Annotated in this window: 22 protein-coding genes; all 22 read right to left on the bottom strand. The window is 42.9% G+C overall.

Going from position 1 to position 22,775, the window contains the following annotated elements; all coding sequences use genetic code 11:
• Positions 1-1,026: a zinc-binding dehydrogenase gene (locus tag O3629_RS06645; RefSeq protein WP_031574407.1), complete on the bottom strand. Its 1,026-nt coding sequence runs from the start codon at positions 1,024-1,026 to the stop codon at positions 1-3.
• Position 1,027: 1 nt separating this feature from the next.
• Positions 1,028-1,735 carry a 2-C-methyl-D-erythritol 4-phosphate cytidylyltransferase gene (locus O3629_RS06640; RefSeq protein WP_343086015.1) on the bottom strand — a complete coding sequence of 236 codons (708 nt, stop codon included), beginning with the start codon at positions 1,733-1,735 and terminating at the stop codon, positions 1,028-1,030.
• 1 nt (position 1,736) lies between these two features.
• A complete protein-coding gene (locus O3629_RS06635; RefSeq protein WP_371495725.1) occupies positions 1,737-2,882 on the bottom strand; it encodes a polymerase in 1,146 nt (381 codons plus the stop codon).
• 23 nt (positions 2,883-2,905) lie between these two features.
• Positions 2,906-3,871, bottom strand: a complete 966-nt coding sequence (locus O3629_RS06630) for a glycosyltransferase family 2 protein (protein WP_371495723.1) — start codon at positions 3,869-3,871, stop codon at positions 2,906-2,908.
• Entirely contained in the window at positions 3,871-4,965 is a 1,095-nt protein-coding gene (gene wecB, locus O3629_RS06625; RefSeq protein ID WP_371495721.1) for a non-hydrolyzing UDP-N-acetylglucosamine 2-epimerase, read from the bottom strand. The genes O3629_RS06630 and wecB overlap by 1 nt, the downstream gene beginning before the upstream one ends.
• The gene (locus O3629_RS06620; RefSeq protein WP_371495719.1) at positions 4,962-6,047 is read right to left on the bottom strand and encodes a glycosyltransferase family 4 protein; all 1,086 of its coding nucleotides are present in this window, start codon (positions 6,045-6,047) and stop codon (positions 4,962-4,964) included. Before O3629_RS06620 ends, wecB begins: the two co-directional genes overlap by 4 nt.
• A complete protein-coding gene (locus O3629_RS06615) occupies positions 6,022-6,747 on the bottom strand; it encodes a WecB/TagA/CpsF family glycosyltransferase (RefSeq protein ID WP_371495749.1) in 726 nt (241 codons plus the stop codon). Before O3629_RS06615 ends, O3629_RS06620 begins: the two co-directional genes overlap by 26 nt.
• 17 nt (positions 6,748-6,764) lie before the next feature.
• Complete coding sequence (locus O3629_RS06610) at positions 6,765-7,550, bottom strand: phosphorylcholine transferase LicD (protein WP_023919863.1); 786 nt, start codon at positions 7,548-7,550, stop codon at positions 6,765-6,767.
• A gap of 3 nt (positions 7,551-7,553) precedes the next feature.
• Complete coding sequence (locus O3629_RS06605) at positions 7,554-8,930, bottom strand: sugar transferase (RefSeq protein WP_371495717.1); 1,377 nt, start codon at positions 8,928-8,930, stop codon at positions 7,554-7,556.
• Positions 8,931-8,949: 19 nt separating this feature from the next.
• Positions 8,950-9,642 carry a tyrosine-protein kinase gene (locus O3629_RS06600; RefSeq protein WP_021154082.1) on the bottom strand — a complete coding sequence of 231 codons (693 nt, stop codon included), beginning with the start codon at positions 9,640-9,642 and terminating at the stop codon, positions 8,950-8,952.
• Between the two features lie 12 nt (positions 9,643-9,654).
• Positions 9,655-10,350, bottom strand: a complete 696-nt coding sequence (locus O3629_RS06595; protein WP_003009081.1) for a Wzz/FepE/Etk N-terminal domain-containing protein — start codon at positions 10,348-10,350, stop codon at positions 9,655-9,657.
• A gap of 44 nt (positions 10,351-10,394) precedes the next feature.
• Positions 10,395-11,126: a capsular polysaccharide biosynthesis protein Cps4B gene (gene cps4B, locus O3629_RS06590; protein WP_371608931.1), complete on the bottom strand. Its 732-nt coding sequence runs from the start codon at positions 11,124-11,126 to the stop codon at positions 10,395-10,397.
• A complete protein-coding gene (locus O3629_RS06585) occupies positions 11,123-12,592 on the bottom strand; it encodes an LCP family protein (RefSeq protein WP_371495712.1) in 1,470 nt (489 codons plus the stop codon). Before O3629_RS06585 ends, cps4B begins: the two co-directional genes overlap by 4 nt.
• Before the next feature lie 188 nt (positions 12,593-12,780).
• Positions 12,781-13,386 (bottom strand): anaerobic ribonucleoside-triphosphate reductase activating protein, encoded by a 606-nt coding sequence (nrdG, locus tag O3629_RS06580; protein ID WP_023919875.1) that lies wholly within the window; start codon positions 13,384-13,386, stop codon positions 12,781-12,783.
• Positions 13,387-13,390: 4 nt separating this feature from the next.
• A complete protein-coding gene (locus O3629_RS06575; protein ID WP_023919877.1) occupies positions 13,391-13,891 on the bottom strand; it encodes a GNAT family N-acetyltransferase in 501 nt (166 codons plus the stop codon).
• Positions 13,892-14,211: 320 nt separating this feature from the next.
• Positions 14,212-14,352: a hypothetical protein gene (locus O3629_RS06570; protein ID WP_003002079.1), complete on the bottom strand. Its 141-nt coding sequence runs from the start codon at positions 14,350-14,352 to the stop codon at positions 14,212-14,214.
• An 11-nt stretch (positions 14,353-14,363) separates the two neighbouring features.
• The gene (nrdD, locus tag O3629_RS06565; RefSeq protein ID WP_201087993.1) at positions 14,364-16,574 is read right to left on the bottom strand and encodes an anaerobic ribonucleoside-triphosphate reductase; all 2,211 of its coding nucleotides are present in this window, start codon (positions 16,572-16,574) and stop codon (positions 14,364-14,366) included.
• A gap of 122 nt (positions 16,575-16,696) precedes the next feature.
• Positions 16,697-18,553, bottom strand: coding sequence for an MFS transporter (locus O3629_RS06560; RefSeq protein ID WP_371495709.1), 1,857 nt, complete (start codon positions 18,551-18,553; stop codon positions 16,697-16,699).
• A 171-nt stretch (positions 18,554-18,724) separates the two neighbouring features.
• Complete coding sequence (gene cls / locus O3629_RS06555) at positions 18,725-20,260, bottom strand: cardiolipin synthase (RefSeq protein WP_371495707.1); 1,536 nt, start codon at positions 20,258-20,260, stop codon at positions 18,725-18,727.
• Positions 20,261-20,536: 276 nt separating this feature from the next.
• The gene (locus tag O3629_RS06550; protein WP_024055234.1) at positions 20,537-20,947 is read right to left on the bottom strand and encodes an SP_0198 family lipoprotein; all 411 of its coding nucleotides are present in this window, start codon (positions 20,945-20,947) and stop codon (positions 20,537-20,539) included.
• A gap of 76 nt (positions 20,948-21,023) precedes the next feature.
• Positions 21,024-22,256, bottom strand: a complete 1,233-nt coding sequence (locus tag O3629_RS06545) for a folylpolyglutamate synthase/dihydrofolate synthase family protein (protein WP_371495705.1) — start codon at positions 22,254-22,256, stop codon at positions 21,024-21,026.
• 207 nt (positions 22,257-22,463) lie between these two features.
• Entirely contained in the window at positions 22,464-22,769 is a 306-nt protein-coding gene (locus O3629_RS06540) for a DUF1292 domain-containing protein (protein WP_003001941.1), read from the bottom strand.
• Between the last annotated feature and the right edge of the window lie 6 nt (positions 22,770-22,775).

Raw genomic sequence — 22,775 nt, 5'->3', positions numbered from 1 at the left:
CTACAATCCCCACTTGAAGACCGTTTTAAACGGTGTGATCAAATCCGTCGCAAAAGCTCGATGAATATCTGGAATGGTTTGAACTTCTCCATCAACGTGGATAATGTTTTTCAAACGACTTTGGACCCGACGATTAGCCAGCATCTCTACAGCCCGCTCAAAATCCTCACGACCTGAGCGAGAAGACCCTACAAAAGTCAAGCCCTTTTCAAGAACATCTCTTGTATTGACCGCGACCCGGTTATCACTAACCCCCATCAACATCACGGTTCCTTGAGGCTTGATATGATCGATAATGTCATTGATGGCCGGTTCACTTCCTTGGCCACCAGTACACTCAAAGGCGTGATCAAACCGTTGATCATCTGTCAACTCGCTGGTTAAAATGGCCTGATGAATGAAATTAAACAATTGTAGTTTATCACTGTTGCGCCCTACGACTGTAATTTTCAAATCTGGATAAAGATAGTGCAAAGAAGTCGCAACCACATATGAAAGACTCCCATCTCCTAAAATCAAAACGGACTCTCTTCGTTGGTGGGCAATGAGGTCAAAGCGATGAATGGCATGCATGGCAACACTACTAAATTCCGCCAGGGCTGTCACAGGGCCCCGAACTTCCTCTGGGTAAGCCACTACACGATCCAGCGGTAAGGCAACGACTTCCTGCATAAAGCCATTAAAGCCACTAGATAAGAAGTGCGTCCCCTCCAAATAATTTTCAAAGAAGACACCCTCTGTTTGATGAGGAGGTTGATTGGGAACCATGGCCACAATCTGTCCTGGTTGATAGGTTCCCGTAGGATCCGCTACCACGATACCAGACGACTCATGGATCAGGGCCATGGGTAATTTCTTTTTAAGCACCTTAGGATCCCGTTTTCCTTGATAGTAACGTTGGTCCGCATGACAAATAGCCATGTAATAAGGGCGTATTAACACCTTGTCTCCACGGCTCATGTCTTCTTCTTGGTATTTGATGGTAATATTTTTCGGCTGGGTCAGCTGAAAGATTTGGTTCAACATATTAATTGTCCTCAATCATACCGCGTGCAATTTTCAAATCTGTAATCGTCGTAATTTTAATATTGGAATATTCCCCTTTTGCAAGGGCAACTTTTTTGCCATTAATGACAAAGATCTTGCAGGCATCTGTCAAGACTTCTTTTTGCTGGTCACTTAAATCATGATACAAGGCAAGAAAGTCTTTCATTTTGAAGGTTTGAGGGGTTTGACCCTGATAGAGGTATTGGCGTTCAGGGATATCCGTGATAAAGGTATTGTCCAAGCTTTGAACAATGGTATCGGTCGCTTCGACCACTGTATCTACAACATCATGGCTCTTGGCCAATTCAATGTTTTCTTGGATGGTTTTTAGGCTGACAAAGGGACGAACCGAATCATGGGTGACGATAATATCCTCTTCTGTCAAAGGCTGCAGCTCATCGATAGCCAGGATGATGTTTTCGATGGTAGAGTTGCGGTCACTTCCTCCCTCTACAACCAAGATCCGGTCCTTATAAGAAGACAAGTACTTGTCGACCAGATCTTCCGTATAGGTCACCCAGTCCGGATGAATCCCCAATACAATCTTTTGAATCTCATGGACCAATAAGAACTTCTCAACCGTGTGGATTAAAATAGGACGTCCACCCAAATCCAAAAATTGTTTGGGCATATCCGTAATCCCCATCCGTGAGCCTGTTCCACCTGCTAAAATTCCTGCATAAATCATTTTAAACCTCCTGATACTTATACCTATCCGCACTCCAAGCAATCCCAATCAATAACAATAATGGGTTATACATTAATTCAAAAAATTGTGGATCAAACATTGAATGAATAATCAATACAACAAACACAAGTGTTTCAACTGTGTTGAAATATCCTCTCTTAATTAAGCGATAATAACTGAACCAAATAACGATTAATAGTATTACTCCATAGTGCAATAAGATATTTACAAAAGAGGAATCAACATATAAGTAGTTATCAAAAACTGATGTCGCTCTCTGTTGAAGTTCCCAATCAATTCTTTGTCCAAATAGATGCACACCATATAAGGACATCGCTTTATTTCCTAAACTTAGTCGCCCGGTTAAGGCAATGTTTAATGTTTGAAGAAATCTGCTATTTGCATTATAAAAATAAGTCAAAAGAATCGGGATAACCATTCCTGCTGTTAGGACAATGTGACCAGTTCTATTCAGTATTTTTTGATCAATCACCTTATTTTTAAATAAGTAAACCAATACCAATGCTACAATCGAAAGATAAAAAGCCGATTTTGTATCTGTGTTGACGTAAAAATAATAGTTCACCAATCCAAGAAGGAGTGTTTCAAAAAATGTAATTCTATTTCTTCGCAAATACAGATAAACTAGAGTGAAATGAAATAAATAATTCGCTCCAAGACTAACATATTGGTACCCCTGGCTTAAACGAAGCCTACCACCCAATTGAATTCGTAAAGTATTCTCTATAAATCCTACTTTTAATCCCATAAAAACAAAAAGCATAAATATAAAAATTGAACTTGACCAGAGAATCAATATTTTTCTAAAGCTCACATTTTGAATGGAAATAATTAACAAAATAGTCGAAATGATGGTTAGTCCGTCAAATAATTTATGGGTTGTAACACCAATTGCCAGTGCCAAACAAATCATCAAAAGAAAGAAAAATAAAAATCTACTTTTGGTTTTTTCTAATACTAGTTTGACAAAAAGTATAAGGATACAAGCCACCATAGCAACTATCCGATATCTATATATGTTAGGGTACTTATTGACCAAATTTGTTTGAGCTATGAAATTAAAGAGCAACCAAATAAAGAAAGCTAAAAAATACAACAACTCTGATAATTTAATTTTTATTTTCATTTGTTTACCTAGGTATACCTAAACTATCCTATCTTTTTCCTAACAATATCATATAATCTTGGAGAACATAAAAATAGCACATATTTTAGCTTGTTTTTTGTTGTAATATGTTTATCCAGCACTATCGTTCCAAAATAATGACTATAATCTCGACGAATTTTTTTGATTTCTTTGTACATATGAGAACCTAACATAGCATGAACCACATGAAATCCATTAAAGACATAGCGGGTATTGAGCGCTTTTTTCATTTCCGGATCATCAGGATAGTCTCTCTCGACATAGGCTCTGTTCCATTCCATGGCCTTGTAGAAATCCAAGAGCCGATCGCTATACTTCGAATTGACTGTACTACCCGCTCTTCGATAGTATTTATAAAGATTAAGATTGCTTACAGCAATCTCCTTACAAGCTGCAATATGCTCATAGGCAATGGCCAAATCTTCATAAATCATTCCTTCTGGATAGGGATGTTGGAGTAAGATCTCTTTCTTGTAGAGTTTTCCTCCTGAATGAGTTCCAACGTGGTGACCATAGAACATTTCTTTGAGGGCTGTATGACGATCTAATTTCCTTGAACTTTTTTCATTTAGATCTCCTGAAAAATCTTTGTCCTCATGATTTCTGACTTCAATGACCGGGGTCGATACAAGGTCAACATTATACTGGTCTTTCAATCCCATTAAATATTCAACAGTTCTACGATCATAATAATCATCTGAATCTAGAAACATGATCCAATCAGCTGTTGCCACTCTTACACCGTTTTTTCGAGCATAAGATATTCCCCCATTTTGAAGATGGAGCACTCGAATACGGTCATCTTCCTGAGCATACTGGTCACAAATTTCTCCTGATCGATCAGTCGATCCATCATCGACCAGGATGATTTCGATATTTGAATAGGTCTGTTGTCTAAGACTACCGACGCTATACTGTAAATACTCCTCGACATTATAGACCGGTATGACAATCGAAACCTTTTCCATTATGCTAATCCCTTCATGATAATTTCTACAATCTGTTGACAAGCCGTTCCATCCCCATAAGGATTACTTGCCTGACTCATCTTCTCGTATTCATCTTGGTCTTCCAAAAGGAGCTTGAAGTTGCGATAGATGTTTTCTTCTTCTGTTCCGACCAATTTCAAAGTCCCTGCAGCCACACCTTCTGGACGCTCTGTCGTATCACGCATGACAAGGACGGGTTTTCCTAAAGAAGGCGCTTCTTCTTGGACGCCACCTGAGTCTGTCAAGATCATATAGCTTTGGTTCATGAAATTATGAAAATCAATCACTTCCAAGGGCTCAATGATTTTCATTCGCTCATTCTCTCCAAAAATCTTGCTAGCCAATTCTCTGACTTTTGGATTTTTGTGAATAGGATAGACCACCTTGACATCTTCAAACTCTTCTAAAATCCGGTTGACCGCACGGAACATGTGCTCCATAGGTTCTCCAAGATTTTCGCGACGATGGGCCGTCAACATGATGAGCTTGCTTCCTTTCGCCCATTCCAATATAGGGTGGTCGTAGTCTTCTTGGACTGTAGTTTTTAAGGCATCAATAACGGTATTTCCCGTAACGAAAATATTTGTCCGTCCTTCTTTTTGAAGATTCTCTTTTGAAACCTGGGTTGGAGCAAAATTGTAATCTGCCACTATGGAAGTAGCTTGACGGTTAAACTCTTCAGGATATGGGCTTTGAAGATTGTAAGTCCGAAGCCCTGCCTCCACATGCCCCACTTTGATGCCCATATAAAAGGCCGCCAAAGCTGTTGCAAAGGTGGTTGTGGTATCTCCATGGACGAGGACAATATCAGGTTTTTCCTCTTCTAATACCGGTTGGATTTTTTTCAAGATAGAGGTCGTAATAGTAAACAAGGTTTGATTGGCCTTCATAATGCCAAGATTATAGTCTGGAACAACACGAAAAACGTCTAACACTTGGTCCAGCATTTCCTTGTGCTGCCCTGTTACACAGACTACAGTTTCAATGGTATCGTGTTGTTTGAGTTCATTGACCAAAGGACACATTTTAATGGCTTCTGGACGCGTCCCAAACACTAACATTACTTTTTTCATTTTGAACCCTTCCTCATCGATTGGTAAAAGTTCCGATAGTTGTCTAAAAAGATCGGATAGCTAAACTTGTTATCATAATCTCTTTTTGCTCGAGCAGCTAAAGAGGCTCTTTTCTCAGGATCCTCTGCCAATTGTTTAATTGCTTGAGCTAAGGCCTGCGGATCCTCAGCTGGGACGAGGATCCCATTGCCAGAATTCACCACTTCGTTCACACCTGGAATATCTGTTGCAATCATCGTTTTGCCGTTCATAAAGGCCTCGATTGCGACCAATCCAAATCCTTCAAAGATCGATGGAAGAACACAAAAGTCAAAGCTATTGATACACTCTACCACGTCACTACGGTAGCCCAAAAAATGAATTCTTTCTTCCAGATTCAACTCTTTTGTTTGATTTATCAAATCATTTTTCAATTCTCCGTCACCGATAAGAAACAAGGATACACTTGGATTTGTCACAAGTGACATGGCTTGGATCAGATAGGGTAACCCTTTTTGTTCGGACAGGCGAGCGATACAGCCTATTTTGATACCGTCACACTGAGTAATTTCATTTACTGTATGCTCACTTTGTTTCATTTTCACTCCATTATAAATCACAACAGAGTTTTTTGACCCTACATCATTAAGGATATTTTCCTGGACAGCTTGACTGACAGCAACCGTTCGAGCCTTTCCTAGGGCGAATTTATAAAGTGGTAATTTATCCTTGAAAACATTATGGGCTGTATAGACATGGATCAATTTTGGATGGCGCATCTGCAGCAAACGAATATAGAAAGCAGCCATCCGGTGATGGGTGTGAACAAGTGTGATCTCATTTTCTTTGATGATCTTGGAAAGACTAGCAAGAATCTTAAGCACAGTAGCTGGCTGTTTGCTATCGACATCTAGAATCCGATGGTGTTGAATCCCATTCTCTGCTAGTTTTTCTTCCCACAATCCACCAGTAGACGCAACATGAACCTGGTCAAATTCTTCCTTGAGGTCTGTCGCCAACTGATAGACAATGCGTTCTGCCCCACCGATATCCATGGTCCGCGAAATGTGCAGAATATTATTTTTTTGCTTTCCGTTTTTCATGTACTACTCTCTTAATAAAAGTGGCATTTCCGACAAAATAGCGCTTAAAGAGCCGTTTTGGTTCATTGGCCACACGGAACAACCATTCCAGATTGGCCTTTTGCATCCACATAGGTGCCCGCTTGATATGACCTGAGAGGACATCAAAGCTTCCTCCCACACCCATAAAGACAGAATTGACTCCATTGTCCATAAACTTCTGGATCAAGTACTCTTTTTTAGGAGAGGTAATGCCGACAAAGACAAAATCTGGATTCTTCTCACGAATATCCTCTTGAATAGCCTCCTCCTCTTCAGCAGAGAAATAGCCATTGCGATGGCCCACTACTCGGAGATTTGGATAATCCTTTTTAAAGATGGCCAACATATCGGTCAAGACTTCCTCTTTTGCCCCGAAGAAGTAGACAGAGTAGCCTTTTTCATTGGCCAAATGGAGCAATTCCTGCATCAAATCAATGCCTGCCACGCGCTCTGGTACAGAATAGCCCAAATAGCGCGCCGCGAGCACAACAGAAGCACCGTCTGCATTGATGATTTCAGACTCATTGACTATCTTCTTGATGGCCTCATCTGTCGCACATTGATTGAGCTTATCTGCGTTGACCCCCATCAAATGGAGCGGTTTTTTATCTCGGACAAATTCTTCTGTAGCAGCAACGGTTTCTGCCATTGTTAAAGGGTCAATTCTGACCCCCATCATTGTAAAACTTTTCAAGCTTATTCTCCCCAAGTGGATTCAAAGTGACCTTTTTGCTCTGATTCTTCTGGCAACTTCATATAATCGCCATAGATCTTTGTCAGATAAGCATCCGGATCAGCATGACCACTGATTTTAATAGTTTCAAAATCAAGGAGTTGTGGCTCCCCAAATACCTCTTTGTAGGCCAATTCTCTCTCGCGATAGGATCCTAAGACATTTCCCACGAGATCACTTGTCTCAAAGTCATATTTTTTAATCGTATTTTGTAACTTTTGATTGATTTTTTCAGTATTTAGTAATTTGTCTAGGTGAAGGATCTTAGAAACCTTCACAATTGAATTTTCAAAGAAACCTCGGTCGCGATTGTGCAATCGATTGATGACAGATATTTTGGAAAGGGCACGGTAATACTTAATTTTATTAGTGTGCAAGAAATAGTGGAACCCATCTGATGGGTATCCATCTAAAGGAAACACATCGATAAAAGGACTACACACAACCCCACCAAATTCAATTTGAAGCGAGGTATCCATGATAGATGTATTGCCTAAATTATCATCATGGATTCTCAAGATGACATTGCTTGGTAATTCATTTTGGCAAATTTCCAGAAATTTTTCATAGTCTTTCCTAGGCATGCCCAAATCCATATCGTCATCCCAAGGGATAAAGCCCTTGTGACGAATGGCTCCCAACAAAGTGCCCCCTAAAGCATAGTATCGAAGATTGTGTTTTGTGCAAATCTCAATATACTTTTCTAATAAGGATAGTTCTCCTAATTGAATCTGTCTAACTTTACTCACAGCCTACTTCGCTCCTTCTTTTCTAAGTACAACCTTCACGGTCTTGAGCAGGATCTGAATATCTCTCCAGATCGTCCAACCATCCATATATGCAACGTCGAGCTTGACTACCTCGTCAAAATCTGTAATCTCACTGCGTCCGCTCACTTGCCAAAGGCCGGTAATCCCTGGCTTGAAACTGAGTCGGCGTTTTTGGGCTGGCGTGTAGTCTTGGTATTCGTCTACCGTTGGAGGACGAGTTCCGACTAGACTCATATCACCGATCAGAACATTGTAAAATTGTGGCAATTCATCAAGACTGGTCTTACGGATAAAGCGTCCGATTGGTGTTACCCTTGGATCGTTTTCCATTTTAAACATCCCACCTGTCATGGTGTTTTGCGCCATCAGATCTTTTTTAATCTCTTCAGCATCCACGCGCATGGAGCGGAATTTATAGAAGTTGAAATACCGTCCGTTCTTTCCGACCCGCTTCTGTACAAAGAAGGCAGGTCCGCCATCTTTGCGGATTAAAGGGACCAAAACGATACTCACTAGTCCACAAATCAAGAGTCCAAAGAGAGCTCCTACAATGTCCAAGAGACGTTTAGCAAAGACGTGGCTTGGTTTATAGAAATTGGTTGAGAAAGTGACGACACTTAGTCCCCCGACTTCTCGAACCCGTTTATTGCCCAAGGAAGCGAAGTTAAAGGCATTAAGATTGACCGATACATCGATCCCCATACTCTCAAACTCCGAGACGAAGTCACTAATATTGTAGTCCTCACTTGGCAGATTGATAAACACTTCATCTACCACTTCCTTGGTCACAAAGTTCATCATTTGATCTGGCTGCACCACCCGTACACCCGAATGGGTGAAATCCGTATCGTCCATGACAGTGACACCGATCAATTCCCCATGATAAAGGCTAGGCGAATGCAGAATATCAAATACCTTTTCCATCCGACTGGTCGCTGTGATCAAGAAAATCTTTCGCGAACTTTTCCGCCGTGGCGAAACAGACTTCCGGTATCTCTTGAGCAAGAGATCCATGATGTAGACGGAAAACGTATTGAAAAGAAAGAAGTAGATCATCCCCCGACGAGAAATGGAAAAGACCCCGTCGAGCATAAAAGAGGTAAAGGTGATCCCAACAGCGAAAAATACATTGTATTTCAAGACCTGAAAGAGCTCATCTAGATAGCCTCTGCTGTAAAAACGATAGGCAATATTGCTAATGTAGAAGGCTACAAAATGCAAGAGATAGAGAATGGCAATTGTCTGCGATGTGTATTCTGCATCCTTAAAAAGACTCACAATGTAAGCTGAAAATAGGACAGCCAAACTTTGAAAGAGAACAATATTTAGTTTTTCCAGTTCAATTCTTTCTTCTCCCATTTTCCCTCGATCCTATTCTTTACTTTTTCCCGTACTCTCCGTAAGATCCATATCCACCGTATGAACCATACTCAGCAGCTTTAATGTTAAATTTATTGAGCACCACTCCTAAGAAAGGTGTGCCTGTTTGTTCTAATTGGTCCTTGGCCTTTTGGACAGCCTTGCGTCCATTGGCACCAGATTCTGTGATCAAGACAGTTCCATCACAGCGTTGGGCGATAATGGCCGCATCGATCACGACCCCGATTGGAGGCGTATCGACAATGATGTAGTCAAAATGCTCACGCAGAGCATCCATCATCACAGTGAAGTTCTTGCTTTGCAAGAGACCTGTTGGGTTTGGCGCGACCTGTCCAGACTCAATGATATCCAAGTTTGGAAAATCAGTCGCATACAAGATTTGGTCCAATTGGCTACGACCAGATAAGAAGTCAGTCAAGCCTTGGATCTTATCCCGACTACGGAAAATCCCTGTCATGACAGAGTTCCGGATATCACAGTCGACCAAGAGGGTCTTGTAACCCGCACGCGCAAAGGCAACGGCCAAGTTGGTTGAAGTGGTTGATTTCCCTTCATTTTCTTGAACAGATGAGATAGCGATGACTTTTAAGTCCACCCCACTCAATTGGATATTCGTCGCTAGGGCATTAAAGTACTCTTCTGCCTTCCGAATTTCTTGTAATTTATTTTTTGAAATTTCTAACGTATTCATGCGATCCCCAGTCTACAGTTTCTTAATATCTGGCACAATACCAAGTAAGGTTAAGCCCATCAACTCTTCGATATCTTCTGGTCTCTTGACACGATCGTCCAAGACTTCTACTACGACCATGAGCACCACCATGAGGCCTGCTCCAGCAATAAAGCCAAGAAGGACATTGCGTCGGATATTTGGTGAAGAAGGTGATTGAGGCACTTCTGCTTCATCCAAGGTCGTAACATCTGACACCTTGGTCACAGCAATGATCTTTTCAGCTGCTACATTTCGAAGGCCATTGGCAATACGAGCCGCTTCTTTTGGATCTCCATCCTTAGCCGTGATCGAAAGGATACGAGTATCTGTCGGAACGGACACACTGATCTTTTTCGACAATTCAGCAGGTGTCATATCGAGTTTCAATTCTTCGATGGCTTGGCTCAAGACATTCTGAGAAAGAATGATCTCACGGTAGTCCTTAACCAAGTAAGAACCCGCCTGCAAATCAGAGTTTGTCAAGGCATTGTTGTCTTGGTTTTGACGACTGACCACGTAGATCCGGCTAGTACTTTGGTATTCTTTCTTGGCTAAAAAGGCACTGTAGCCAAATGCTGCAATGGCAAAGACAAGAGCGACCAAAACGATCGAAAACTTGCGTTTCCATAGGGTCTTCAGCATAGCGAAAACATCAATTTCCACTGCTTGATTTTCTTGATTGTTCATTTCCTAATTACTCCTTCATGTGGATCTCTCCACCTGTTTCCTGGTTAGATTAATTCATCCGCTAACAAGAGTTCTTGATTGCTGACAAAGAGAGCTTGTGCTCGTTGTTCTCCGTATTCTTCCTTGATCAAGCGATAGGCTTCTGCCATATAAGGCGGCCGTTTATCCACATTGTGCATATCGCTTGCCACAAAGTGGACCAAGTCTTTTTCTAAGAAGTACCGAGCTCGTTTTTTGAGTTGTTTTTGTTCATCCCCAAAGAGGCGAGGCTTGAGAACACTGGAACTATTGATCTGCATGTAGCAGCCCATGTCAATCATCTCTTGCACGCGCTCCTCATTTTTCTCCAAGCACTTGTAGCGCTCAATATGGGCCACCACCGGTGTCACACCTAGATGGAGCAAACGGTCCAAGGCCGTATGAATGTCCTTGTAAGGCGTTCCCATACTGAATTCAATCAGCGCAAAGCGCGTATCTGCCAAACGTGGAATGATCTTTTCTTCCAGTTTTTTCAAGACATCATTGGTAAAGTAGATCTCTGCCCCGTAATGAATCGTTAAATCTGGCGCGACCTCTGCCGCAATTTTTTTCACTTCTTGAAAATTTTCAGAAATCTCTTCTTCGGGAGTTTCAAACATCCCCTTGCGACGATGAGAAGTGGAGATAATGGTCCGCACCCCTTGGCGATAGCTTTCTTCCAATAAGGCACGCGTATCTTCTCTTGTCTTTGGTCCATCATCCACATCAAAGACGATGTGCGAGTGGATATCAATCATTTTTCTTTTCCTTCCATTACTTTTTGAATGGTTTCCTTAGCCTTGGTCAAGCTCGCTTGATCCAACTCCATGACATAGAGGTTGTAACCAGGCATAGCATAAGACGGCAAGTCATTTCGTCCTTGACCAGTAATCGCTTGAGAAGTCACCTCATAAGAACCACCCGATTCTAACTGGGTATTGATCAAGTTCATCATAGTTGGCAACTGCATATTGGTTTGGACAGAATCTTGGAGGTTTCCGATAATCTCATTGTAGTTGCTTAAGACCTTAGTTGAGGTCAACTTTTTGATAATGGCCGCAATGACTTTTTCTTGGTTTTTCCCACGGTCATTGTCGCCACCTTGGAGTGAGTAGCGTTCGCGAACAAAACCGAGGGCTTGCTCTGAATTCAAATGAACCTTTCCAACTGGGAAATGGAACTTGCCATGCAGGCTCGTGAATTCTTGGTCATTTTCCACATCGATTCCCCCTAGAAGGTCAATCAACTTGAGGAAGGACGTGAAATTGAGACGAACATAATAGTTGAGCTTGATATCATAGAGATTTTCAAGGGTATGGATCGAAGCATCCACTCCGTAGATCCCCGCATGAGTCAACTTATCATTTTGGTTGTTACCACCATCTGCAATCGGTACATAGGCATCCCGTGGAGTCGTTGTCAATAGGACTTGCTTGGTCTTCCGATTGACGGTCATGATGATATTGACATCTGAACGAGAAACCGAGGTTACCGGACCATAGGTATCGATCCCGCTGACATAGATGTTAAAGACATCCGCATTGGCAGACACCTTGCTCGTCGCTGCCACTTCTTTTCGGATCTTGTAGGAATAGATTTTCTTCAACTTCTTGGCATAGTCCGCATCTTCTGCGGCAATGGTATCCTCAAAGGTACTGTTGAGGACCATAGCAGAAGCATTCCCTTCTTGCAGGCTCTTATAGGCATCTAGATAAGTCGGTGCATCCACTACAGAAATTTCCTGACCCTTGGTCTTTTTGATGTTGTCCAAGAGGGCAGTAAGATTAGCTTCGTTATTGTTGCCCTTTGGTGCTACCACTTCCTTGATTTCTTTGATATCTTTGATGTCACTGTCTTTCTTGACATAGACAGCCATCTCAAACTCTGTATAGTTAGAGTGGCCGTTGACATTACTGGTCAGATTCAGCAGCTGTTGACTAGCAAACAAAACTCCTGAACTAGCTAATAAGCCGACAAGAAGCAGGACCAAAGTTGTCTTTTTGGCCTGATTTTTGATCACAAACCAAGCTGATAAGAGCAAGAGAAGAGCTAGTAGTGCAATCACGAGAACATTGACATAACGAAAAGCCAAGATGTTATTGGCCAACATGGTATAGGTCGCCCAACTTGCAGTCATAAGCAAAAAAATAAGCAATACGGAATTAATGATTCGCAATTGCCCCCACTTATGTTCTGAACGACGACTCCGTCTCCTTTGTGACATAAATACCTCCAATTAGTCCTAATCATGTTTATTGTAACATATTTTTAGCAAAAAATGCATTAATTATCACTTTTTTGTCCATTATGGACATTTGAAAAGTAAGCGTTTTCTGAAACAGGCGAAACCCCTTGTATACTTATGCAGAGAATCCAAAAAAACCGGGTAAAAAACCCGGTTTTTTGAAGATCCTACAAAAGATCATCTCGTTTGACCTGCTCAAAACTTTCTTTGCCGTCATTGAGCTTATCCCAGATGACGACTTTTCCTTCTTTGAGGGATTTTTGAACATCAATGATCCGCTGGTTAGAAGAGCCACGGAACTGCAACATGAGGTTGCGTTTACTCTTATCATAGCGGCCATCGACCAGAATATCAATCAGTGAGAGAAGCTCTAGCTTGTCTGGTGTCTCTAGCATCATTTCTTCCCAGGTATAGCCGGTCCAAGACCAAATATCTTTGTCGGGCAACTCTTTTCTCACGCGCTTGACCAAGGGCAGAAGGATGCCGGTATTAAGAAAGGGTTCCCCCCCAAGTAGGGTCAAACCTTGAACATAAGGCTGGGCAAGATCTGCCATAATCTGTTCTTCCAACTCTTTGGTGTAGGGGATACCCGCCTTGAAAGACCAGGTCGCTACATTGTAACAGCCCTCACAGTGAAACATGCAGCCAGCCACATAAAGGGAGTTGCGGACTCCTTCGCCATCGACAAAGTTAAAAGCCTTATAGTCAATGATGCGCCCTTGACTCAGTTCCTCACTCTTCCATTCGCCTGGTTTAGGTGTATTCCATGTCATCCTTCTACTCCACTTCTATCCAATAACGCTCCGTTCCATTTCGAACATCTTCAAATTGACCGCCATTAGCTAAGATAACCGCTCGACTGGCCGGATTTTCCGTGCTACAAGTTACCAGAGCACGATGGATGTTCTTTTCTTTAGCCACTTGCAGACCTTGATGGAGAGCTTCCTTGGCATAACCTTTTCCCCTTTCAGAAGGACGGATGGAGTAGCCGATATGACCAGCATAATTCAGCAATCCCTCGTTTAGTCTCAGCCGTAGATTCAAAAAACCTAAAGCATGACCTGATTCATCAAACAATACGAACTGAATTGATGGAACGCGATTTTCAGGCAAGTTTATTCCCATTTCTTTATTAAGGTTAGTTTCTAGCCACTCCTCATAATCAAAGTTCTCAGCATCCCAAAAGCCGCCGTCGTGGGCCGACTGGGTCTCTTCGAACTCTGCCATCATGTTTAGAATGGTTTCTTTATCTGCTAAAGTTGGTCTACGTAATTCCATCTTTACCTCCCCCCCATACGAGAAAAGCGAGAGCGGACTCTCACTTTACAACATAAACAATCATTTTTAATAAAATGAGTTAATAAATACTGAATCAATAAGATGACGCTTATTTATTAAACTTTTTCAAGAATCTACTGAGACTTTCCGCCGTGGGAAAAATGCCTGAAACCAACAAGTTTCAGGCATCCGGAATTATTGAGACCCTAGGCTCAATAATTAGTCATGGAACTTCGTAGAAGTTCGCTGACGTCCGTACCCCACCCAAGGAAGTCTCAAAAGAGAATTCCATCTTCAATATGAAGCGAGAATTCTCACCTTTATTTTTTCTTGTTCTTATTTAAAAATTGTTCTCTCAGGCTGGCTACTCGGTCTTTTTTATTGATTCCACCCTTTGAATGCTTTTCGTGGAATCGTTGAACCTGAGCCTTGCCCTTATCATCTAATTGGTATTTTCCCATAATGTCCTTTTCTAATCTGTCACTTGGTGTCCAGCTGATTTGATCGTGGATCCATTCATGTGTTTGACACGTGCAGCGATTTCCTTATGACGGCCATTGACCATGGGACGAGCTTGCGGGTTTCCTAGATAACCACAGGTCCGTTTGACCACATCAACCGTTTTCGGATCGCTATTGCCACAGTTTGGACAAGCAAATCCGCGCTCAGTCGGCGTGAAATCTCCTTCAAAATCACACTTGTAACAACGGTCAATCGGCGTATTGGTTCCGAGATAACCAACCCGGTCATAAGCATAATCCCAAACTGCCTCAAGGGCTTTTGGATTTTGTTGGAGCACAGGGTATTCACAATAGTGGATAAAGCCACCAGAAGCTCCAGCTTCAGGATAAACTTTTTCAAAATCCAACTTCTCAAATGGCGTTGGGTTCTTACGAACATCGTAGTGGAAACTATTGGTGTAGTATTCCTTATCTGTGATATCTGGAACCTGACCAAATTTCTCCGTATCCAGGCGACAGAAGCGGTCTGTCAAGCTTTCTGACGGTGTCGAATAGATGGAGAAGTGGTAATCATACTGGTCAGACCATTCTTCCACGCGCGCTTTCATATCCTTGATGATATCGATCGTGAATTGTTTGGCTTCTGGATTGTGTTCCCAATTTGGACCATAAAAGACGGTTGCGACTTCATAAAGTCCGATATAGCCAAGAGAAACGGTCGCTCTGCGATGACGGAAGAGCTGATCTACCTGATCATATTTACCCAAGCGTTTCCCGAAAGCCCCATATTGGTAGAGGATCGGCGCATTGGCTGGTGTCGCTTCTTTGGTGCGTTCCACGCGGTAAACCAAGGCATCTTCAGCGATGTTCATCCGTTCATTAAAGATTTGCCAGAACTTCTCCTTGTCTCCGCCCGATTCCAAGGCAATCCGAGGTAAATTGACGGTCACGACCCCAAGATTCATCCGGCCAGAATTAACTTCCACACCATTCTCGTCCTTCCAACCTTGAAGGAAAGAGCGACATCCCATCGGCACCTTGAAGGAGCCTGTCAACTCGACAATCTTGTCATAAGACAAAACGTCTGGGTACATGCGCTTCGTCGCACATTCCAAGGCCAATTGCTTGATATCATAGTTGGGCGTTCCAGGTTCTAGGTTGAGCCCCCGCTTGAGGGTAAAGATCAGTTTTGGAAAGATGGCTGTCCGATGTTCCGATCCAAGTCCCTTGATTCTGATTTCCAAAATCGCCTTTTGGATTTCCCGTTCGAAGCGATTGGTTCCAAGACCAAAGCCAAGCGAAGTAAAGGGAGTTTGCCCGTTCGAAGTAAAGAGGGTATTGATCTCATATTCCAGCGATTGCATGGCATCATAGATATCTTTTTGAGTCTTGCTCCAAGCATAGTCCTCTTGCTTTTCAGGAAGCACCCACTCTTTGGCATCTGCCAAGTGTTTTTGGTAGTTCTTTTCTGCATAAGGGGCCAGGACCTCATCGATCCGGTCAGCCGAGCAACCCCCGTACTGACTAGAAGCTACATTGGCAATAATCTGCGAGATTTGAGCCGTTGCAGTTTGGATGGACTTAGGACTTTCGACTTCTGCATTCCCAATTTTAAAGCCATTTCTGAGCATGCCTTCAAAATCGATCAAACAGCAGTTGGTCATCGGTGTATAAGGGCTATAGTCCAAATCATGGTAGTGGATATCCCCTTTTTGGTGGGCATTGGCTACGTGTTTAGGCAACATTTTAAGACCAATAGACTTACCAACGATCCCTGCCGTCAAATCCCGTTGCGTATTAAAGACATCGCTGTCCTTATTGGCATTTTCATTGACAACCGCTTGGTCCTTGTTGAGGAGTTTTCCAATCGTAAAGTTGATATCCGTCGCTTTTGAGCGCTCAAAATCCCGTTGAGTCCGATAAGTAATGTAGCTCTCAGCAATCGCATATTCATTGGCTTGAAGCAATTCATGTTCGACAACATTTTGGATCTCATAAATCTTCACGCCATTTGGAAAACGTTCCAAAATCTCTGCGATTACACGATCGACAATGGCTTCTAGTTTGGCTTCCATCACTGGAGTGAGAGAAGTCACTTCTTCTGTCGCCTTCAACAAGGCTTTATAAATTTTTTCAACATCGAATGGAACACGACGGCCATCTCGTTTTTCAACAAAAATATCCGGGGCCATTCTCAGTTTTTCTTCTCTCAAGGTGATCATACCAAACATGCCTCTCTTCATTTATTTACATACAAGTTGTATTATACCACTCCAAAAATAAAAATCAATATCTTGTGGAAAATTTTATAAAAAACTTTCTAAAGCACAAGATATTGATTTTCTTAAGAGCGTTGATAGAGTTTGAAATGACGGTATTTCTTCTCAACGAGACGATAATTTTCTTTGAGCAAGTCCTTCATTTTGGAGGTCAATTCTACCTGATTATTGACCACAATATACTTGGGTTTAGACCGATCGATTTGTTGGGTTACATTTGTCCGATTTTCATTAATTCCCAGATAAGACGTCGGAGTTAGTAGAGCAGAAGCTGCCAAACGATCACTTTCTTGATAGAGAGTAGCTGTCGTATCCCAAGCATAAATGGTATCTTTCGACTTGGTGTGATGTTTAATGTAGCTGGCAATAGCGCTCCGTTCACTGGATTGACCAGACTGAAGCACGACATCTTGAACCACTGGATTCGCCAAGAGATAGACGAGGGCTACTAGCGGTAAGAAAACTTGGCTCGTAAAGTAAGCGGCCCAAACTTCCTTGTTTTTCTTCTTCCGACCACGACGTTCGATCCCATCGTTTTCTTCCCCATCTCGTGAGAACCAGATCGCAAACAAAGGAAGAACAAATGGCAACATTGGCAACAATTGGTAAGCGCCTTGTTCCGGAAGACCAATCGACACGATGAGGACTACCAGGCTACCTGCCCATCCCATAAAGCGGAAGATCCGGCGAGCACTGCTATTTTGCTTCGTAAAGGACATCAAAAAGGCAGAGACTAAGCCAAAAGCAAGCGCTAACAGTCCATAATAAATGGCATTACTGAAGGTCTGTCCATTAGTAAAATTCAAGGCATTAAAGACATAGGTTACTTGGTTAATGGCATAGCCAAAAGTCTGATTCAAAACGGTGATATAGCCAATTGGGTAAAAGACGAGTGAAAAACCAAGGAGAGCTGCCAGCAGTTGATAAAAGCCACGCGCCCATCTCTTCTGCTTGATATTAAAAGCTGTTAATCCAAGGAAAGCCAACAAATAAAACAGGGCACTGGTCATCGGATCAATCAGGAAAGCCACAGCTGCAATCGCACCATAAAGGATAAAGCCTTCATCCTTACGATGCCCAATCAAATAAGCCAAAATGAAATTCATGCTAGCAAATAGGATTGGAAGGCTAAAGAGAGTCACATAAGTCCCTCCAAAACCAAGGCCTAGCACCAAGAAATAAAAGAGTAACTGGACATTCTTCGCTGTATCTTTATCAGACACCAGCAAGCGCACAACCCGATAGAGGTAAGTCCCCGCAAAGAAGAGAGCAATCGCTTGGAGAATCATCAAGATCCAATGTCCACCAGCCAAGCTTCCCAACCAGTTGATCGCATAATAGAGCAGACCATTGGTTCCGTAAAAATCACCAAACGGTACTTGACCCTTGGTCATTGCCCAGCCAGCATACAAGTTTTGCGATTGTTGATTGGTTGCAAAACGGGTTAAAAATGGCACCCCGACATGCAGCAAACTAATCAAGAGACTCAACACAAAAGGAATCGCTAGGGGGACTGGACGCTTGGATTGACGACGGATCGGCTCAACTGCCACATCCGCTTCTAGCTCTTCCGTATCCTCTTCTACCTTAGATGCTTCCACTTTTGCCGCTTCAACTCCCGCCTTACGGGAACGACGACTCATCCGACTGAGCGGTTGCTCCGCTTCCTGTTCTGGTTCTTGCTTAGGCTCTGTTACTGGTTCTAGCTCTGTTTCCACTGCTGGCTCCACATCACTCATTTCCTCTGATGCCTCCATTGCAACCGGCTCCTCCAAGACTTCTGCCTGCTGGCTATGAGTCGGCTCTTCTTCACGAAAGACTGATTTATCTAGCACTTCGCGAATTTCACGTGTATCCTGAAAACTATCTCCCACGTGAAGCCCTAGCTTTTTCGAAGTCATTTCTTGCTCTTTTTCGCTCATTCTTTTTCCTTTTCTTCGCTATTCCTCTGCTCTTTCCTTTTAGAAAAAAGCCCATTATCTTCTCTAGTATACCAAATTCTGCCGACCATGTCAGCCTCTTGCCACATAGTCCTATGGAAAAAGAGTCAGATCTCTCAGCTTCTGACTCTTTCTTCTGTATTCTCACACCTATTACAACATCGGTGCGAACAATTGCATAATTTCCTTGATTAAGCTTTGGTGCCATGTAAAGCGGAAGGTATCCTCTGTAATTTCTTGAGACACTTCAAAGATATGGTCAAAGTCCTCACGAATCTTTTTCAAGGCAGGCGTCCGATACATCCAGACGGCATTTTCATAGTGATGGACCAAACTGCGGTAGTCAAAGTTAATCGACCCTACAACCGCCATTTCGTCATCTGCCAGGACTTGCTTGCTATGGACAAAACCAGGTGTATACTCATAAATCTTTACTCCTGCATCCATCAGATCCAAGTAAGCCCCACGAGTGACGATTTGGATCAATTTTTTATCTGGAATATGCGGGGTCACGATCCGAACATCTACCCCTCGAAGGGCTGCATTGCGGATATCCTCTGTCAAATCATAATCGATGATCAAGTAAGGAGTCGTGATATAGACGTAATCCGTCGCTTGGTTGATCATATTTTGATAAACCGTCTTTCCAACCTGCGACTTGTAAATCGGCTTTGGTCCACTCCCATAGGGAATGTAGAGCCCTTCACCTTCGACTGCCTTGTTTTCAATATGGTAGCGGTCAAAATCCTCGATTTCTCCACGGTTGATGTACCAGTTCATGAGGAAGAGTCGCGTCAAGGCCTTAACAGCTCGTCCATCCAAACGGATGGCACTATCCTTCCAGTGACCAAACCGCTCAATATGGTTGATGTACTCGTCTGCCAAATTGACACCACCCGTATAGCCGATCTGCCCATCAATGACCAGAATCTTACGGTGGTCTCGGTTGTTATAAGCCACTGTTATACGGGGGATCACCTTGTTAAATTTATGGGCATCAATTCCCATCTTTCGCAATCGTTTGGTATAGTTCCCAGCCAAGGTTGCCATACAGCCGATATCGTCATAAAGGAGTTTGACTTCGACCCCCTCTTTCACTTTCTGCTCTAAAATCTCTAGGATACTGTTCCACATCAAGCCCTCATCAATGATGTAAAACTCGATGAAGATAAATTTTTTCGCCGCTCTCAGATCCTCTAGTAGTTGCTCATACATCTCCTCCCCTAGAGGGTAAAAGGTTGATGCCGTCCCATTGTAGAGATCCGCATTGTGATCCATGGATAAAATCGACTTGACCAAGCCATAAACCGCCTTGCTTTCTTGCTTGAGCTCCTTACGCAACTGATGACTATTGTCCTCTCGAAACTTCATGGACTCCATATTTTTCAGCTGGATCATTTCCTTTTTGGACAAACGTCGCTCTCCAAACATGAGGTATAAAAGCGATCCAAAGACAGGAATGACGGCAATCAAGAGCCAGGTCACCTTATTTTCAGGCGGGGTATTTCGATTAACAATAGCTAAGATTGTCGACACATATAAGAGCCCAATGACTGCAACAGATAGCCAATGAGGGAACCATCTATTGAGCCAGAAGAAGGCCGCAAAGGATGCCCATAGTTCAAAGCCCATAAACAAAATACTAAATCCATATTTGGACATTAATAGACGTAATTTTCTAAAGGTCACAGCATCCTCCTTTTTTCTTTCTACTAGTATACCAATTCTTTTTACCCGTTGCAACGACCAACCAAGCCCCTTCTAGACAAACAAAAAGAGAGTGGGACAAAAGTCCTAGCCTCTCAATTATTTTTGGATTGTCGAGCAAGACGCAATGGTTGAGTGGGCTCTACTACGCTGATTTCGTCAGCTTTTACAGCCCTACTCAACTTTGCGGAGGTAGGACGACGAAATCGAATTCTAACGAATTACCGATTTCTGTCCCACTCTCTCTTGTTTCATCCCTTATTGCTTAGTCAAAACGATAATCCCTTGATCATCCTCTGCTTGCTCTAAATCTTCTAGCGACAACTGATCCCCTTCGATTCGATAGCGATAAGGCTCATCCCCGATACGCATGGATTGATTGACCGGATCAATGCTGACCTCTTTGGTCTCTTCTTCTCCATCAGCATCTTGCACCGTAAACGTGCCTTTTTGACCCGTCACAACTAAGAGGATCGTATTTTCCTCGTCCTGTCCTCGATAGCTTCCATCTATGGACACCCCCTGCTCTGATTTTTCACTGGTCGAAGCCACTGTCTCAGATGAATGTGAGCTAGCGCTACTTGAGGCTTTTGGCGTTTGTTCTTGCTGGCTACAAGCAGTCAGGAAAAGGGCTACTGCCAAGGTCAGTATAGACATGATTTTTTTCATTAAGATCGGCTCCTTTCGCCATAACCGTATACTATCTACCACCAGTATACGCCAAGAAAGTCTTTAGGTCAATTGTTTACCCCTCTAATAAAAATGCCCTTACTTCCGCAATAAAATACAAGGATCCTGTGACAAATAAGACTTCATCTGGGGAACTCTGATCCATAAATTCTTTGATATAGGCCTTGTAGTCCGCTACATAGGGCAGGTCTTGTCGGTCGCCTTGTGCCACCACTTCACCGTAATGAAAGGTCGTCAAAATCAATTCAGCTTCCGGCAATCCCGCTTGAAGCGTTTGGAGCATCCCGCTATAATCTTTTCGCTTGAGGGCTCCAAATAAAATCTTCACGCGCTTTCCTGCTAAGCTATTGGCAAACTCGATCAAGCGCAACATAGCATGAGGATTATGAGCGCCATCCAGATACACCTGGTCACCAAACAACTCTAGACGTCCCGGCCACCGCGTCTCTTGTAAGGCCAGCTTGACCTGATCCATATCCACTTCTTGATCTTGGCCTTCCATATAGAGGAAAAAGGCTTCTAGAGCTACTGCAGCATTTTCCCGTTGGTAATCACCCTTCAAACCCAGAGACGGCAAGACAAGTTCCACACGTTCATTCCAAAAACGGTCCTGCTCTAACCCAAAATCTTTCTGGAAGGCGTGGAGAGCCACAGCCAATTGCTCCGCTTTTTCTTGACAAACAGCTATAGCATCATCCGACAAGGGACCCACAACAGCTGTCTTGCCCTTCTTAAAGATTCCTGCCTTTTGCTGGGCGATTTCCGCAATCGTCCCTCCCAGTGTTTCCTGGTGATCCAGGCCAACCGAAGTGATCACTGCGATCTCTCCCGTCACTACATTGGTCGTATCTAGAAGCCCTCCGATACCAACTTCCAGCAAGACCACATCCACAGCTTGTTCCTTAAAATACAAGAGAGCCATGAGGCAGATAATCTCAAAATAAGAGAGTTGGTCCTGGGTTTGAAGCAAGGTCTGCTCCATTTGTTGGACTTCTTGGCCAATCCGAGTAAAAGCTTCATCTGAAATCGGCTGATCCCCAATACAAATCCGATCATGGATACTGATCATATGAGGAGAAGTAAAGGTCCCAACCTTCTTTCCGTGAGCCATCAATAATTGACGCAGAAAGGCGATTGTGGATCCCTTCCCATTGGTTCCTGTCACATGAAGAATCGGATAAGCCTTATCTGGCCTCCCTAAAAGGCTCACTGCCTGCTCCATACGATCCAGGCCCGATCGAAAATTCAGACCGATCCGACTATTCATCCATTGCTCAATCTTATTCACATCTTCCTCCTAAAAGAAAAAAGCGACAAAACCTCTTCTGACGTTTGCGCTCCTTTCTTTTGTAGTTATTTCTTTCTCATTTTTACAGCAAGTCCATCGGACTTACTGCTTTTTCTTATTTCTTAAAGCAGGGCTAAAAACATCCACCGGATGTTTCAACTCTTTCTAGTTTCTAGGAGTTGAGGTGATACAGTCTCCCAGACTGTATCACTCCTCCATAAAGCTGTTGAAGACTTCTTCGATCATATCCCATTCTGCATCTGAGTCTTCTGGGATTGGTTGAAGGTCGCCTTCTGTTCCGTCTTCGTTTTCTGTAAATGAATAAGCTTGGATTTCAACTTCGCCGTTTTCATCTTCTTCTGCATTTGCAGGGATCAAAAGGACATAGTTTTTCCCAAATTCTTCTTTGCCATCAATGGTCAAAAGAATTTCAAACAAGGTTTCATTTCCTTGTTCATCCACCAATGTGATTAATTCACGTTCTTCATGGTCGTGGTTATGATCATGTGCCATACTATT

This window comes from Streptococcus sp. 27098_8_12 (genome assembly GCF_041432115.1).
In the GTDB taxonomy this organism is placed as follows: domain Bacteria; phylum Bacillota; class Bacilli; order Lactobacillales; family Streptococcaceae; genus Streptococcus; species Streptococcus parasanguinis_V.
This window is presented reverse-complemented; position numbering and strand designations above follow the sequence as displayed.

Bases quoted from the DNA above. Each gene is read 5' to 3' on its own strand.
- O3629_RS06645 (WP_031574407.1), bottom strand. From the start codon at position 1,026: ATGTTGAACCAAATCTTTCAGCTGACCCAGCCGAAAAATATTACCATC.
- O3629_RS06640 (WP_343086015.1), bottom strand. From the start codon at position 1,735: ATGATTTATGCAGGAATTTTAGCAGGTGGAACAGGCTCACGGATGGGG.
- O3629_RS06635 (WP_371495725.1), bottom strand. From the start codon at position 2,882: ATGAAAATAAAAATTAAATTATCAGAGTTGTTGTATTTTTTAGCTTTC.
- O3629_RS06630 (WP_371495723.1), bottom strand. From the start codon at position 3,871: ATGGAAAAGGTTTCGATTGTCATACCGGTCTATAATGTCGAGGAGTAT.
- wecB (WP_371495721.1), bottom strand. From the start codon at position 4,965: ATGAAAAAAGTAATGTTAGTGTTTGGGACGCGTCCAGAAGCCATTAAA.
- O3629_RS06620 (WP_371495719.1), bottom strand. From the start codon at position 6,047: ATGAAAAACGGAAAGCAAAAAAATAATATTCTGCACATTTCGCGGACC.
- O3629_RS06615 (WP_371495749.1), bottom strand. From the start codon at position 6,747: ATGATGGGGGTCAGAATTGACCCTTTAACAATGGCAGAAACCGTTGCT.
- O3629_RS06605 (WP_371495717.1), bottom strand. From the start codon at position 8,930: ATGGGAGAAGAAAGAATTGAACTGGAAAAACTAAATATTGTTCTCTTT.
- O3629_RS06600 (WP_021154082.1), bottom strand. From the start codon at position 9,642: ATGAATACGTTAGAAATTTCAAAAAATAAATTACAAGAAATTCGGAAG.
- O3629_RS06595 (WP_003009081.1), bottom strand. From the start codon at position 10,350: ATGAACAATCAAGAAAATCAAGCAGTGGAAATTGATGTTTTCGCTATG.
- cps4B (WP_371608931.1), bottom strand. From the start codon at position 11,126: ATGATTGATATCCACTCGCACATCGTCTTTGATGTGGATGATGGACCA.
- O3629_RS06585 (WP_371495712.1), bottom strand. From the start codon at position 12,592: ATGTCACAAAGGAGACGGAGTCGTCGTTCAGAACATAAGTGGGGGCAA.
- nrdG (WP_023919875.1), bottom strand. From the start codon at position 13,386: ATGACATGGAATACACCTAAACCAGGCGAATGGAAGAGTGAGGAACTG.
- O3629_RS06575 (WP_023919877.1), bottom strand. From the start codon at position 13,891: ATGGAATTACGTAGACCAACTTTAGCAGATAAAGAAACCATTCTAAAC.
- O3629_RS06570 (WP_003002079.1), bottom strand. From the start codon at position 14,352: ATGGGAAAATACCAATTAGATGATAAGGGCAAGGCTCAGGTTCAACGA.
- nrdD (WP_201087993.1), bottom strand. From the start codon at position 16,574: ATGATCACCTTGAGAGAAGAAAAACTGAGAATGGCCCCGGATATTTTT.
- O3629_RS06560 (WP_371495709.1), bottom strand. From the start codon at position 18,553: ATGAGCGAAAAAGAGCAAGAAATGACTTCGAAAAAGCTAGGGCTTCAC.
- O3629_RS06550 (WP_024055234.1), bottom strand. From the start codon at position 20,947: ATGAAAAAAATCATGTCTATACTGACCTTGGCAGTAGCCCTTTTCCTG.
- O3629_RS06540 (WP_003001941.1), bottom strand. From the start codon at position 22,769: ATGGCACATGATCATAACCACGACCATGAAGAACGTGAATTAATCACA.